Origin of the sequence: Nitrososphaera sp. AFS, from assembly GCF_009898475.1 — an archaeon.
Classification (GTDB): Archaea; Thermoproteota; Nitrososphaeria; order Nitrososphaerales; family Nitrososphaeraceae; genus Nitrosopolaris.
Map to the genome: position 1 here is coordinate 1 of NZ_QURE01000053.1, position 15,581 is coordinate 15,581.

Sequence of the window (15,581 nt, forward strand, 5' to 3'; positions counted from 1 at the left end):
TGAAAAGACCACAATAAGAAGCTCTGTGGACGAGGAATTAGCCAAGTTAAAGGCTGAACGTGATAAAAGCCGGAAAAAAACTAACAAACAAGAGAAGACAGAGCAGGAAGAAGAGAATAAAATCGACCAAGACAAAAAGGTAGAAGAGGGGAAAGAAGAGCAGGTGATGGTTAGTAGTTGAAAAGACAGGGAACAACGAACGCTAGACAATTAAAGAAATCATCGTCTATCAGACGCCAAGGTGAAAGATTCAAGAAAATAGGAAAAGCTAGAGAGAATTCCTCAATTTCTCAAACTAAGATTAGCACAAATGAGAAGGTGAAGTCTCCCAGATTAAAGCAGAAACAATTGATAGTCAGAGTGATGGATCTTGGACAGTTTAATTTGAATATGAAAAATGCAAAAGAGATCAATCAACTTGATAACTCTCTAGTTGATATAGTAAAAAGGTACAATTTGCTAAAAAGAGAATTTGGGAAGAAACTAACTAAGATGCTGTCATTAGTTGTAAAACAGGGAAAATCTTTAGATCAAAAGCAAATTGTTAAGTCGGATATCATACTCCCCCCTAGTGATATCTCCATTGACGAGGCAAGTAAGCTATTTATTGGAGAGGGAATTGTGCATAAATCTATTCTTCATTAGCATGTCAAAAAAACATACAAAACTCAATGTCTATGCAGAAATCACAAAAGTGAATAATTAATAATTAATTTACACTCAAGAGTACGATGGCACAGTCCCTGGGTAAGTTTCGAGCACAGCAATGAACTCATATTGATGTAACTGCATTCTTTATTCTTTTCAGCACATGGTTCAAAATTGGATGGTTTTCAAAAAGTCCTGATCAACTCTCATGTCTTACCTAGCTGCCCATTTACCCTTGTTAGGGAATAGATGACTGATCTATTTGCCAAAATAATTTCAACAAATCATTAGTTTGATAATAATAGGATTGTTCTTATTATCTTGATAAAGTAAATACAAGTCCTTTCCTTCTCACTCTAGGTTCAAGGATAAACCAAGCTTGATATATTTTGCGCAGAAATATGAGCTATCTTATTGTTTGCTGGGACGTAGTCATTTAGACTCTCATACAGATCTATGAATCGCCACCCTTTTCTTGTTGTCCTCAAGGTTTTTTTATTGCTATTGAATTGTAACATACCAATTTCAAGAAGATAAATCACTATTTCCTTAGCTTGTTGAGCGTTTAGCGATGCTCCCTTGATGACATTTAGATCGCTCAGTATTGTGACTTGCAGTTTTCAGAATGTCCAAAAATATATCATACTTACTGCGAGATCTCATTGTCAAAAATAGTAGAGCTATGAACTAAATAAGAAATACGGTTCTGAGATAGCTATATAGATAAATCTTTTGCCTTGTACATTTGGCACGCAGCAAGGTTCATGGGAATAAATTCTGTAGAATACGATAAATTTCAATACCAATCAATCTTGGAAACTACTTATTTTTGGACATCTAAAGGTGGACGTGGAACACTATTAGAAAGTGTCATTGCGTCTCTCGGGAATTCATATTCTGATTCTAATATTCCAAGTAGGAATAAAGCCTTTGCACTAGCCGGTGGACCCACATAGCAGAAGATTGCAATTTTCTTATGAGCTCAAAGTATGTCTTACAATGTCCTAGATATCGTCATATCCTACTTTATTCCAGAGTCATTAGGCCACAGATCATTTGGAAGAAAAATAACTGTGAGTGCTGTTCGTAGTATCCATACTAGTTATAAAACACGTTTCTTCCCTCGATTGTTAGAGGACCCAAACATCTCACCTGAAGACAAAAGAAAGATAAGTGAATTGCTAAAGAAGCCATGGGGCCCATATATTCAAAGTGCATTAAACACCTGGAAATACGCATTTGATTCCTCAGCTTTGCTATATGCCATTGTCTGTTCTGTTCCCACAGTAGTTGACCCATCAACGTTGATGTGGCTAACTAGTGCGAAAACAGTAAGACAGTACTATGTTCAGCAGAAATACTAATCTAGTAAAGAATAATGCGGTCATGAAAAGCAATCTCTAAAGCCGCATTTGCCACACTATCTTATAAGTGCAGAGCCTCTGTCGCTATGTAAATAATGCCCAAGTAATATTTGATTTTAAAATTTTAAGTTTATAATAGATCGAGGTGTAACCACACTTTTAACATAGGTTCGTAGACTCATCAAATTTTGATAATGTCAAGCCGAAGCGTTTTGTATAGGAGTTTCTATAGTAACTGCTCGCTGAATTGCTCTATAATTAAACACAATATATTTTCAAATGTATTTCAAACCAAATAAAAAAAGAATCTAGGGAGACTAGATTGATATCTGTCTTAGTGATCTGGAAATACAAAATAATAAACCAAGCCCTCATATGTGATAGTCCTTCTAATTCTTTGCTCCATGCTCTTGTTTATTATGTTGTACTAATTCTGATTCCATTTTGAATTTCTCCTTACATTTAATACATTGGAACATATTTTTGCTGAAAAAATTGAATTTCATTGATTGTTCGTTCTATCACAATAATCCTTCCTATATAAAATAAGACTGCAAAAGAGAATTTTTTTTCTCTATTCGTGCATATATCGATGAAGACAGAACTAGAGCCGTGAAGGAATATTCTAATTAACTCACCAATTTTACAGGATTTGAATTAACTCAGACACCTCGTAAGGTCTGGATTAGTACTGGAAGGATTTAGCCGTCCTTTTTGGCTTAGTGGTGGTGTGACCCAGAGCCTGAACCTGAGCCAGAACTAGAAGTGGAACTGCCGCTACTACTGCTACCTTCACTACTGCCTGAATTGCTATGAGTATAATATGGACCAGTGTGGTATTCCTTGTCATAACATATAGTGACATCGTCAACAGTGAGCTTCCCATACTTGTTAGCCACATCAGTCATGCAATTGAAGAATCGCTTTATTGCAAATGCTGGTGTTACAAATGTGCTAGTCGTAATCAGTGACAAGCCTGTTAATATGACAATTACACTTAGTGCTGTATGCCTTCTAACGAACATCGAATCTAATAATATTAGGATATTTATAGGAAGTTTAAATCATCCTACTATAAAAATTATCTTGGCTTTTATTCACAACGTGATACCCATATCTAAGATGAATATGATTTGTAGAGGATAATCTCTACATTTCGAAATGTAATTATGAGAACATACAGACTCTTATTATTGCAATCAAGCGGAAATTATCTCTCAGATTCGGTATAGATGACCTCTAGATTATGCTCTCACTTTAGAGAGCTCTCACTTTAGAATAGACTTATAGCCATGTGTAGATATAATCAGTATAGTCATAATTAATTAGCTGAAAATGAATATGAAAGTGGTCTAATAATGTCTAGTTGACAACTACAATATAAAAAGAAAAAAAGCTGCCAATTCAGATCTATGACGCCATCAATCTATCCAGTTAAACTTGATTTTGTACTGTGATGATGGGTATGCGAATGGCTGCTAGAAGATACGTGGTGTGTAAATCCACTATTGCTTGTATCAGTGCTTGTGCTGTTATTAGTATTTAAAGGTCCAGTTGGAGTCCAACAGCATTGTTGTGTCAATACCTGGTTATTTGGTGTAGTGCCAGTGGTACTGGTGTGGCTATGATGGTGCGTGCTACTCTTAGCAAAAGCTGTTGATGCTAAGAGGGTTGATGATGTCGTTGCTACTGCCATGATTGCAATAATGGACAGAATTCTTGCATTTATGTACATTGAATTTAGTCAAACTAAGTATGTTATTTACGTAGTAAGACTATCTTTATTATAATAATGCTAGGAGCAATTCTACCATCAGATGGTTTTAATTAAATTTTACTTATAGAGGGCTCAAATTTGTGATGAGTCAATAAAGATAGTACCGGTCGCACAAATCCTCCCTTCCCAAATGGTTCTTCAAGTTATATCAATGAATAAATGAACAAGCCCTAAGTAGCTAATGCCATGCAAAAGTTAGCCTAAAGTGGTGGATGTAATAAACAGAATTTTCAACCGTGGCTTTCGACTTTTCTAGCAAGTTCAGATGATTCATAGAATTTGGCTCCTGTATGCAAGATACACTCCGCGGATTTTTAGCCTCTTTCCAGGTCTTGTATTTGGACCTCTAGTATAATCATCTTTCCATTAGGCTTTACTACTCTTTTCATTTCATCGAAACATCTGTTCTGATCTTGAAATGGAGCAAATGCAATGGACAACCTATAGAACTTAATTTTTAAAGATCACAGATAACCTAACATCCGATGCATCTATGATTTACTACCGATAGATAAATAGTGAGGATAATCCGCGGCAAATGATTTAAAGGAAGGAATGTGATGAAAAGATAGGTATTTGAGATTTACAGGTGTTACTAATAGGCTAGCTTAGAAATCAGCTGATGCAAAAGTCCTCATGCTCATCGTGCAATATTATAATTATTATATAATATGAAACGCACTGGTATTCATAGCATGGGTACGACAACCAATCCGAAATCTGCTGAAAGAACTGCGGAGACAATAAAAAATATTGCACGAGATATCCGCGATGCTTCAATAAAGATGAAGGAGACTGTGAAAACCCTACGTGAGAGTGGAGCCATTGAGGAAATTACTCAGGCTGTTCTCGAAGCCAGTATAGCCGCTAGGGATACAGCAAAGGAAATTAATGATGCAACCAGGGATCTTAAAGAGCGTGGTATAATTAGAGATACGTGGAAGAAACAGCAGTAACTGCACGTGAGACCGCAGAAACTATAAAGGATACTGCTAGACAAACGGCAGAAGCGGCACCGCAAACGTCAGAAATAGTAAAGGAAGCAGGCAAAGTAAGATCGAAAACAAGAACAACAAAGAATCGCTAATTAAATCATTTCATACTTGTTAGTGATCTGCTGTTGTACATGAATGGAGAAGCCATGACAAGATGGAGAATGAATGAATCACATTAACTTAAATCTCAAAAACATCTGATCCTGTAGTTCCAACTTCTTCCTCTTGTTTCGGATTTATTTCATCAATTCTTCTTATTAGTTCAATTAGTTTTTGATCGGTAAGAATACAATTAAACTGATCAAGTTCTGAAGAAGATCTGATAACTATACCTCTCTTCTTGGTAGCTGCACCAGCAGCATCAACAGGATTAATTTCGATAGCTATGGAAGCTTGTCCAGATCTAGATGAAGGTAGCTTTAACAAATATATTCCATGGATGTTAGTTGGTCTTCTTTCCCAGTCTCTGGATTACCTAGTAAAGCTGATAGTTTATCCTCCACTGACATCATAATAGATATGCTATAAGACTGATATTATTCTATGAAGATATTCCTCATTCCTTTGTAATATAGCAAAATCTGCTTATCTTAATCTCAATACTTTTATTCAGTAGTGTTGTTGTAGAAAGCTTCAAAGGTTTTCATGGACTCAATAACGTTCAGTGTCTCATTAGGACTAACGTCTTCCTGGTCAAGCAGGGTAGAAATACTTTCTATGGGTTATTATTATTAACATGTAATAATTAACATGTAATAAATAACGAACTTCATGGAAGATTTATGGGACTTAATAGTGGGATAGATGTGATTCTAAGGTAAGAAACGCTAAAGACTCACACAATATGCGTTCACATGTACTATCGTCATGGACTACGTTCTGAACCGAAGATCCAATTATGTATGTTAGTAGGTATGATAATGTCCCCCCAAAATAATATGAAGCCTGCAGAAGCAGCGACGTTGCAGCTGTATACCTACTATCACACCTCTCGATCTAGCTTATAGCACAATTTCGAATTCAGACTATAAACTAAAGATCATTGCGGGTTAACAGCGAGTAGCACAAATGCACAAATGAACTATGTATAATAACGTTAGAAATAGTTCCTGAATGACATTTATTTTTAAATTATGCTATAAACTACTTTCGGTCAATAGACTATTATATAGACAAGGAACATTTTTAATACCACAGCTCAAGGAAAAGTGTTTTGTTGTGCAATTAATCCTTTGAACAAAAGTAATAGGCCATTACAATTCATTATGGTAGTGCACCGCTTTTTGATTGAGAGGCAAACGATGCACAAACGGTATCTTCTTACTAAACCTTTGGTTTACTCCTTTTTCGCCTTTCAGCCTTGGCATATTTCTTGCTTGCCGATCTTATCGCACTGTATGCATGAGTCTTATTTTTTCTTCTATCTACCTTCTTATGAATTGTTCCCTTACGCATTATAGATTATGTATATATAACGATATTATATACTATATGGTTAAATCGTCTTCCTCCGCCAAATCAAGTATATATTATGATTCATAATTAACAACCTTATAATCTACTCAGACGCTCTTACATATCTGAAGAATGTCATTATATTTAGAAGTTATAAAGAGCCACTTCTGAATGCCTGAAAGTACGTATCGGTAGCAATAGGATTGGTCGTACTGAGGCAATTATCTTGACCGCTTTTGGGAAATGGTGTAAATTAAATGTCAGATTATTTCAACTTTGAATTGAATAGTTTATCGGTTTGCTTTTAATAGTTTAAACCTCACAGTATGAGTTGATTGGTAATACTCAATTATAAGATTATAGTATCTATTGTTAATGAAACTGCCCAATATTACAAAAGAGATAGGATAAAGAAGATAACCTCACCTGCTGTAACAATATACATAATTATCAAATATAAGGCCAACGTAATTTTACGAAAATTGAGGTACTATATTTTCAACGAGCTATTTGAGATCGAATCTTGGGACATTCCAAAAAGATATCGAGCTATCTTTTTGCTATATCAATAAGGAGCTTAACACAAGAACGAATTAGAGAATTACTATCTCTCCATTATCTATTGTGAGACTATCAGTTTGAATTCTACCAATGTACTACTAGATCTCACTTTTCATTTTAGTTAGCAAGGATATACATAAGTCGAAAAATAATGATATATTTGTATACCTAACTTGCAAATGTTTAAGACCATGAGGGGTGTTGAGAGCATATGGTAAATTTAACATCATTGAAACCATTAAGCGAGGTCGATTTCTATAACTAAAGCCCAAGATGTAATGACAGAGCGCGTGGTTGCGGCCCGTCAAAGCACAACTGCGATGGAAATTAGCGCAAAACTTCTCATCGGAGATTTCAACGGATTACCTGTTATTGATGTTGATGCAAAGGTAATAGGCATTGTCACTGCGGTTGATATTTTACGGGCACTTAAGCAGGGCAAAAGCCTAGATGCTTTGCGAGCAGCCGATATTATGACACGTAATCCAGTAGTAGTCAATCAGAACACTGAAATAAACGAGATAATTGAAATTATCCTTCAAAAATCCATAATATTAGTCCCTGTCGTTGATGAAAGACGTAAGTTGGTGGGGGTCGTTGGTCGACTTGATATTCTGCAGCATAATTTAAATGAAAAATTCGTTACGATAGGCCAGATGGGTACCACCGGTGGCACTGGAGAATATTAGCTGATCAGGCTCATGGTGAGAATGCAGAGTTGATCCATAGGTTTTTGATATGCCTGCTCGAGCCAATGGACTAGCTCATGCATCTTTTTTAGTCACATTCTTTGCATCTGCTGGCTTAAGTAATAAAAGTTAATTCTGAAGAAGTGCAGTCCACATCCAATAGATACTTTTGAGAAATTTGGAAAGTGATAGCCGATGGGCAGTTAACAATAGCTGCTTGCAATCCCGGTTGCTTCCTCAGGCTTTCCCCCTTCAAACAAATTGTAAACCTTTTGTTTTGGCGGCACCAATCTCCCTTATTGCATATTTGATTAACGTTAAGATTTCGTCATGCTCTCCAACTAGAAGGAGATAGATGCTTTAACCTTCATCAAATTATCTTTAACTGCAAAATGGTGTGCTTCCACTAAATATAATTGCTTTCACATTAGTTCGTCATTGAGCTGCAACCAGTACTTACACCAAAAGTCATATTAAGAATTTGAAAATGCAGATCATTCATTGTACAATCTACTGAAGTCGTTTTGACAATGGCTCAATATTAAATCTCAACTGTCAAATTTCAATAACTATTTTCTGTCACTCGATCAATAAGAGGTTCAAAAGTAACATGGCATATTCATGGTCATTCAATATCCCTACAATGTATTGACTTCTTGGGCATATATGTAGCTACAACTGCCATGGCCAAAAACTATTAGTCCCAATGAGCTGCTGGAAATATGAACGTCCCGTCAATGAAGGCACATCTTTTTACTATTAACAAGCTATTCATCTGAATAGAGTACGATCCTGCTCAATAGAAGACTTACGGTACTTTTGATTTGCAGAGGAATATTCATGAGTAATGAACGCCAGACAGCAAATCAATGCCCGAATGCAATGGCAAAAGAGAAATATAAAAAGTATATAGATAACTGATCTGCCAATAAATCAATGCAACTTCCTGGATCATCATTTCTAACAGAAAAAGGAATAATACCTAAAAGCGTTTTGCTGCTAACTGGTCCGGTTGGAGCAGGTAAGAGTATGTATTGTAGACAATTCTTTGTGGAGGGTATATCCAATGGGGACTATTGTATATATTTGAGCTCTAGTTTAACCGAAAAGCAGTTTAGAAAGCAATTCTCAAATATTGAAAGCACTAGTCTAGCTCAAAATTCAAAATTCATAAACCCATATTTAGTTAAGAAATCTATCAGAAGTAAGGATTCTTCCGTCTTATACCCTCCTTATGTTCTTAAGGATGGTTTCTCTAATGAATCAGAAACAAATCAAAACATTGATCTGTTATCCTTCACTTTGACAGAAATTGAGGCGATTATCAACAATATAACAAATTCCAACTACTTGTCTTCGAATAGTTCTATTCGTGTCATCGTTGATTCATTAACCCAACTAATGGTACTGTCTGGAGAACAAGCGATTTTGAAGTTCATCAACGATCTTTCCTTTGTCCTAAAAGATGCAGAGGCCATGGCTATCGTTACTTTAACCCTCCCACTAAACGGAACTCCAAACAATACCTTGAGCTCTATTTTCGATGGAATGATGGAAATGCAGACAGAAGATCGCAAGGGATTATTAATAAGAAGGATACGTCTAGTTTCGATTAAAGGTATGCCCCATAGACCGTCTTGGGTTCATTTTAAGATTTCTGATGATGGTGTACTTTCATTTTTTGATGAATCATCCACATTGACTTGCACTTTGTGTGGAAAAGCAATTATTGGAACTCCCATACTGGATTCAGACTTCTCCTTCGACAGTCAAACATGCATGGAAACCTACAGAAAACTTGCAGGTGTGTACGGTCCAACTATATCAGAAACGGGTCTACCATCTGAAGTTATTAATGTAAATTTTTTCTTCATAGATATTGTAAGTCTCTCTGATCCCTGGCTTCCTGTTAAGAAACAGATAGAAAAGATTGAAATTTTAAACAAAATGATAGGTTCTTGCGAAACCTATCTGAATACACCAAAAGACAAGAAGATTATCCTACCAGCCGGAGATGGAATGGCAATAGGCTTTTTGTTTAATCCTGAATCGCCGCTTCAACTAAGTATTGAACTTCATAGAAAACTGCAGAATTACAATCGTGGTAAATTTGATGAAGATATAATGGGGGTGAGGATTGGATTGAGCTCTGGCCCTGTGTTCATAGTTAACGATATAAACAATAACCAGAACGTATGGGGTCCTGGCATAGTGCTCGCTCGCCGTGTTATGGATATAGGTGATAATTTTCACATATTGTTGGCAGATAGACTTGCTGAGGAATTAATTGAGCTCAAGAATGAATATAGAACTACAATCAAATATCTTACAAACTATCAAATTAAGCACGGTCAAAGAATTAGATTATATTCTGCTTGTTCAAAGGAATATGGAAACCCTGCTCCACCATCTAAGTTGACTTGATCATTTCTGCCTACTGAGGCCATTCCTTAGAATGAAGTGAAGAATATAGAAGAAGTAATTGCATTGCTTCCAACAGCAAAGGCCTTTCCAAGGCAATGGAATACTGGGTCAGAAGAGGAGTGGTAAGGGAATTTAGTATAAACATGAGAATCATCATACCCCTTGCGGCTCAATTCCAGAATAAGTTGGCGAATCTAGACCAGCTGCCAAAATTGAAATATTTCCGGAGTTAAAACGAAAATTACAATGGTTAGGTGTGAAGGAAATCAAAGGTGATACAAAGAATTCATTTTACGAAACAATAGAACTAGGAACGTATTTCAAGTGTGCGTCAAATGTATATCTTATGTCAGTATATTTGAGAGATTCTGAAGACAGTCTGGATTGTATGAGTACTAAAAACCAATTATGATCGACAGAAAACAGTTGTCTGATGTGTCTAATGTGAAAGAACATTTGGAAAAGTGATGAAGGAAATTGAGACCATAAGAAATCCTTTATTCAGAAATCCATATGCTTCTTTGTAGGTCTGACCTCAAAAACAAAAACATTCACCATCTGGTACATAGTTTTATCAGAAGGATACCGTTTGGAATGTTAGGTATATTCCATTTATGCGAATAATGATTGAGGTAAAGGGAAATTATTGGCAAAGGATTTGGAAGATACAATACCAGATGGAGTTCGGCATTAGAATTAATATCTAATAATCCAACTTCTACGACGAATCCACCGGATATAGCACTCCATAACACTCAAAAGTACCATAGAAACACTGCATGGCATACCACAAAACGCACACCAGCCTAAGAGAAAGTTAGTTCAAGACGTCCTTTCCAATTACAAGATTTTTCAATATTGGTTATCAGGCACCAACTGGCGACCTATAATTTACTGAGTTCTGTTCTCACCAAGTTAAAATTCATACGCTAAATTTTGCGATTAAGGCTACATGTGCTATCACATAGCACTATTCTGGATATTTTGAAATTCAAAATCTCTTATATTTCAATCTGAGTGATTTATCGAATTCAAGGTATGTGAATTAATTGCTCACGTTGGTCCATTTAAGTCAATAGTCTTTACAAAAAATCGATAAATAGTGATTCATTTTGAATTGACTCAGCCAATTTAGGCTAACTAAATAATACAACAATTTTGACATCGTCAGCATTAAATGTACGTGCAAAATATTTTGCATGAGCGAACTCAAGCTCGAATTTGTGGGTAAACAAGTCAAAGATATGTATGGCACATTTGTTGGAAAGGTAGTAGGAGTGTTAACAGATACTGATGGCTCAATTGAATCTATAGGTGTCGATTGTGGTTCTACAGGTTTGAAGCAGTTACCGTATGAACAGCTTTTAGTTCAAGGAGAATATGTAATTTATATACCGAAGTGGAGACTGGATGCTCAAAAACTATTGAGGCAGAAAAATCTAACTTTGCAGCGAATAAAGGGGTTACAGGATATTGTTGCAGAAAATGATTTGATGAAGGAGGACGCAGAAGTAGTTTATTTAAAATACGAAAAGAGACTTCGTGACTTGGGCGAGATTGAAAAATCCATCGATGAGAAGTTACAAACAAGATTGAATGAGTTAGATACGGAGAACAAAAGCATTAAAACAGTATTATTTGATGCAAAATTACAGTTCAGAAGCAATGAAATAACTGAGGAAGCATACCAGCAAATCAATACGTATACTAATGAACTATTAGAGCATATTAGTAAAGAAAAATCTGAAATCAACAATGTCAAGATTCGACTCTCGCAGCAAACCCTAGAGAATGTTGTTTTAACCCCAAAGCTTCAGAATGATATGCTTACACAAAACTCTGAGCCACCCATAGAGGAATCAACCCAACAACATGCATCCAAACTAACTGTATCTACACCCCAGATCACAGATTCGGAGGGTGACGAACATACTAAAACTGGAATACCTAGCGAGGATAAAATAATAACGAAAACGACTAAACATAAACTAGAATCTGACTCTGATTCAAGCTGGATTAACCAAGTAATCCAGAGTGAATAAAACTCCTAATAGTAAAACAAAAGGAGAAAAAGTTGGAAGTGAATTTGATCTATCCTATTTCCCTTGATTTGTTGAGGTTTGCAAAAGCTCTCCGATCTCGTTATGCATCTTTAGAAAGTTTAGCCCCTTCTCAGTCGTTTTGTAAGTTTGGGATCCTTCAAGATATTCTAGTAGGTTGTTTTCAATCAGTACTGAAAGATACTCCCGCAACTGTGCATAACTAAGAAAAGCTTTGTACATAATTTTCGTCTTGGTCGCCCCACCGTTCGCCGCCTCTAGGATCTCTGTTCTACTTCTGTATTTCACAATTAAAATACACTGGATTTCTTTATTTTAATATATTGACACATTTTATACTAACATTGTTCTAAATGAATATTATATATTACCCGACAAATTTCTTAGAATAGCTATTAAAATTATATTCTGCTATATAAATCTGCTATATAAACACTGTGATTATAGTTAAATAAATAACCTTGTATTTAGATATTCTAAGCGTGTTTTACGTCAAGGTTTCTTGGTTCTGAAATGCTATCATTTCCTACAATTTATCTGATAATATATCTATCCCAAACATTTTAAGAATTGTATTAGCTTTCTTCACTGCTGATGACCAATCAAGATTCTGTCAACTTAAGTGGGGTATATGAAAAAAGTGAGAAAATCAAGATAAGTTTGGAAGGCAAAAAGCTTGAAAAAGTGAAAAATCAAGCTTCAGAAAATTCTGAGCAATTTTGGAGCGAGCAAGCAGAAAACATCCTTTGGTTTAAAAAGTGGGACAAAATATTGGACTCCAATCCCCCATTCTATAAATGGTTTGTAGGCGGTACCTTAAATGCGTCTTTCAATTGTCTCGACAGACACATAAATACTGATCTAAAAAACAAAGCTGCAGTAATCTGGGAGTCTGAAACTTATGAAAGCAGAGTTCTTACTTATTATCAACTATATACTTCTGTTAATAAGTTTGCCAATGGTCTAAAAAATCTTGGAGTCAAAAAAGGTGATTGCGTAACAATTTATCTTCCAATGGTGCCAGAGCTTATGATCGCCATGCTAGCCTGTGCGAGAATTGGGGCAATCCATATCGTTGTATTTTCTGGTTTTAGTGCACAAGCATTATCCGATCGAATAAATGATTCAAATTCCAAGGTGGTGATAACTGCTGATGGAGGCTTAAGGAGGGGCAAACTTATAGAACTGAAAAAAGTTGTAGATCAGGTTATTCCTCTCTGTCCATCAATCAAACATGTTATTGTCCTAAAGAGGGCTTCAAATAACATTAAGATTAATTCTAAAGACGTATGGTGGCACGATGTTATCGAAACGCAGCCATACTGCGAACCAGAAGCAATGGAAAGTATTAGTCCGTTATATATTCTATATACCTCTGGTACCACTGGTAAGCCTAAAGGTGTTGTACACAGCTCTGGAGGCTATCTAACGTATCTATACGCGACAGCTAAGTGGGTATTTAATTTCACGAATAAAGATATTTTCTTCTGTACTGCTGATATTGGATGGGTGACTGGTCATAGCTACATAGTTTATGCGCCGCTAATGCATGGTGTTACCCAGATAATGTATGAAGGGACACCAGATTATCCCCAACCTGATAGATATTGGAATATAGTAGAAAAGCATGGCGCCACAATTCTATATACTACCCCCACAGCTCTTCGAATGTACATTAAATTCGGAGATAGAATTCCTAATAATTTTGATCTGTCTTCTCTGCGACTATTGGGTACAGTTGGTGAACCAATTAATCCAGAAGTATGGATGTGGTACTTTAAAGTTATCGGAAAGGAAAATTGTCCTATTGTAGATACATGGTGGCAAACTGAAACAGGTGGTATTATGATAAGCGGATGCACGGGAATCGATGCTGTCCCAATGAAACCGGGCTCTGGTAGTTTCTCACTGCCTGGGATAAACGCAGTTGTTGTGGATGAGAGTGGAAATCCAGTAGACCGGGATAAAAAGGGGTACTTGGTAATTACAAGACCCTGGCCGGGAATGCTAACTACACTTTGGAATGACAAAGAAAAATATCAGACTACCTACTGGAAAAAGTTTGATAATAATATTTACTTTACCGGTGACTACGCCCTCTACGATATCGATGGCTACATTTGGCTGTTAGGGAGAGCAGATGATGTACTCAAAATATCTGGACATAGATTGGGTACAATGGAGTTGGAAAGTGCTTTTGTTTCACACCGGGCAATAGCCGAAGCAGCAGTTACCAGTAGACCGGATGAGAAAAAAGGTGATTCAATAATTGCATTCTTGGTAAAGCGCACAGAATTCAATACATTATCAGATCAGCAGCTACGAATTGAAATTACAAGCCATATTAGAGATTCAGTGGGCCCAATTGCAACACCTGGTGAAATTTATTTTGTCAATAAGCTACCGAAAACTAGAAGTGGAAAGATAATGCGTAGATTATTGAAATCAATATCAAGTGGGTCATCTACAATTGGCGATCTAAGTACCTTAGAAGATGGTACATCAATCGAAGAGGTAAGACAGGCATATAGTGAATTGCATGAGGCCATTAAATAATTGAAACAATAGTAGGATAAAAATCCTAATAAACATAATAATGCAACATGCTATGGAGTGAGTTCAGTACATTCGTCGAATGTACTATAATGAAAAAAACTCCAATTACTCGCAGGCTCAATATTGGGGATAATTAGGCCTCAAATTGAGTATAATGTCTCCTTAGACGGAAATTACTAGAAAATATTATATCTCTTATAAGACCTACATATGTTATAATATTGGCAAACTGTTGCTCTAGATGTGGCAAAAGAATATCAAAGTGGTTTGAAATTTGGTATGCTCAAGGAAACTGTTCTTGTCTATCAGTAGAGAACAAAACTATAGGGACACGCGATGAAGAATATTAATTGGATTCCGACATATTGATCTCTGCAATGTGGCATCATGATGCAATTCGCTATAATCGTTTACTGTTAACGTTCCATATTCAATGTGAATTGTCAGACATTTTCTTCAAGCTAGAGATACGCCTAATCTGGCGCTTTTGAATGAACAAGTGATACTCATTCTTTATACTAGGAATAAAACCTTCCAAAATCCCGCATATTGGTAACATTATTGAAATATCTGATGTTTACGGTATGCTCAACAATATTCAATTGTAATTGCTTCATACAAAGTATTATTGATGCATCCTAATTGTATACAAATTGTACCCAGACGTTCAAATAATTCGATAGCTGGAATATTAACATCTAGATCATCAACATCAACATTTCCTATATCCTTGAAAGTATAGTAGGCATGTTTACTAGTAATCCTACGTTCTTAGCTTCTCCCCTAGTTAGACTCAGATGTAACTGAGTAAATAATGGGCGATGCCCTGTCTACTAATCATTTCTTTCTACATTCCTTGTTCGTATACTCACGGCATCTATCTTGATTGTGCCTCCAACTACCGTTCATGAAAAATTCGAGATGTGGGGCATTTTCCTTGTCCGCTATTACTCTGGTGTCACCATTTCTTGGGGGCCTGCTAGGATAGGATGTTCTCTCATAAAAGTTGGGTTTACTCATTTTATATTACTTTTCGACTATCCCATATAATA

General features: G+C 36.1%; 15 protein-coding genes. 10 read left to right on the forward strand and 5 right to left on the reverse strand.

The window, feature by feature from the left end:
- The 4 genes from DYY65_RS07240 to DYY65_RS07255 form a co-directional block, all read left to right on the forward strand.
- Positions 1–181: hypothetical protein (locus DYY65_RS07240; RefSeq protein ID WP_370519319.1), on the forward strand; the 181-nt coding region annotated here is incomplete at its 5' end.
- Positions 178–645: a PspA-associated protein PspAA gene (pspAA, locus tag DYY65_RS07245; protein ID WP_162477307.1), complete on the forward strand. Its 468-nt coding sequence runs from the start codon at positions 178–180 to the stop codon at positions 643–645. The genes DYY65_RS07240 and pspAA, both read left to right, overlap by 4 nt.
- Before the next feature lie 767 nt (positions 646–1,412).
- Positions 1,413–1,604: a hypothetical protein gene (locus DYY65_RS07250; protein ID WP_162477308.1), complete on the forward strand. Its 192-nt coding sequence runs from the start codon at positions 1,413–1,415 to the stop codon at positions 1,602–1,604.
- Positions 1,605–1,637: 33 nt separating this feature from the next.
- Positions 1,638–2,012 (forward strand): hypothetical protein, encoded by a 375-nt coding sequence (locus DYY65_RS07255; RefSeq protein WP_162477309.1) that lies wholly within the window; start codon positions 1,638–1,640, stop codon positions 2,010–2,012.
- A 719-nt stretch (positions 2,013–2,731) separates the two neighbouring features.
- Here DYY65_RS07255 and DYY65_RS07260 read toward each other — a convergent pair.
- Positions 2,732–3,037, reverse strand: coding sequence for a hypothetical protein (locus DYY65_RS07260; RefSeq protein WP_162477310.1), 306 nt, complete (start codon positions 3,035–3,037; stop codon positions 2,732–2,734).
- A 1,447-nt stretch (positions 3,038–4,484) separates the two neighbouring features.
- Here DYY65_RS07260 and DYY65_RS07275 point away from each other — a divergent pair.
- Both DYY65_RS07275 and DYY65_RS07280 read left to right on the forward strand, forming a co-directional pair.
- On the forward strand, positions 4,485–4,745 hold the full coding sequence (locus DYY65_RS07275; RefSeq protein WP_162477313.1) for a hypothetical protein: 261 nt from the start codon (positions 4,485–4,487) through the stop codon (positions 4,743–4,745).
- Entirely contained in the window at positions 4,727–4,876 is a 150-nt protein-coding gene (locus DYY65_RS07280; RefSeq protein WP_162477314.1) for a hypothetical protein, read from the forward strand. Before DYY65_RS07275 ends, DYY65_RS07280 begins: the two co-directional genes overlap by 19 nt.
- Before the next feature lie 88 nt (positions 4,877–4,964).
- Here the strand turns inward: DYY65_RS07280 and DYY65_RS07285 are convergent, their stop codons facing one another.
- Positions 4,965–5,210, reverse strand: coding sequence for a hypothetical protein (locus tag DYY65_RS07285; RefSeq protein WP_162477315.1), 246 nt, complete (start codon positions 5,208–5,210; stop codon positions 4,965–4,967).
- 897 nt (positions 5,211–6,107) lie between these two features.
- A complete protein-coding gene (locus DYY65_RS12730) occupies positions 6,108–6,239 on the reverse strand; it encodes a hypothetical protein (protein ID WP_255457485.1) in 132 nt (43 codons plus the stop codon).
- 839 nt (positions 6,240–7,078) lie between these two features.
- Between DYY65_RS12730 and DYY65_RS07290 the strand changes: the two genes are divergently transcribed.
- From DYY65_RS07290 to DYY65_RS07300, 3 genes are all read left to right on the forward strand, one after another.
- Positions 7,079–7,489, forward strand: a complete 411-nt coding sequence (locus tag DYY65_RS07290; RefSeq protein WP_162477316.1) for a CBS domain-containing protein — start codon at positions 7,079–7,081, stop codon at positions 7,487–7,489.
- 936 nt (positions 7,490–8,425) lie between these two features.
- Entirely contained in the window at positions 8,426–9,913 is a 1,488-nt protein-coding gene (locus DYY65_RS07295; RefSeq protein ID WP_162477317.1) for a DUF7504 family protein, read from the forward strand.
- A 1,199-nt stretch (positions 9,914–11,112) separates the two neighbouring features.
- On the forward strand, positions 11,113–11,955 hold the full coding sequence (locus DYY65_RS07300) for a CdvA-like protein (RefSeq protein ID WP_162477318.1): 843 nt from the start codon (positions 11,113–11,115) through the stop codon (positions 11,953–11,955).
- Positions 11,956–12,009: 54 nt separating this feature from the next.
- Here DYY65_RS07300 and DYY65_RS07305 read toward each other — a convergent pair whose 3' ends face one another.
- Positions 12,010–12,261, reverse strand: coding sequence for a winged helix-turn-helix domain-containing protein (locus DYY65_RS07305; protein WP_370519320.1), 252 nt, complete (start codon positions 12,259–12,261; stop codon positions 12,010–12,012).
- 306 nt (positions 12,262–12,567) lie between these two features.
- Here DYY65_RS07305 and acs point away from each other — a divergent pair, with 306 nt between their 5' ends.
- A complete protein-coding gene (gene acs / locus DYY65_RS07310) occupies positions 12,568–14,529 on the forward strand; it encodes an acetate--CoA ligase (RefSeq protein ID WP_162477319.1) in 1,962 nt (653 codons plus the stop codon).
- A gap of 837 nt (positions 14,530–15,366) precedes the next feature.
- On the opposite strand, the gene DYY65_RS07315 is transcribed toward acs, so the two are convergent.
- On the reverse strand, positions 15,367–15,549 hold the full coding sequence (locus tag DYY65_RS07315; protein ID WP_162477320.1) for a hypothetical protein: 183 nt from the start codon (positions 15,547–15,549) through the stop codon (positions 15,367–15,369).
- Positions 15,550–15,581: the final 32 nt, after the last annotated feature.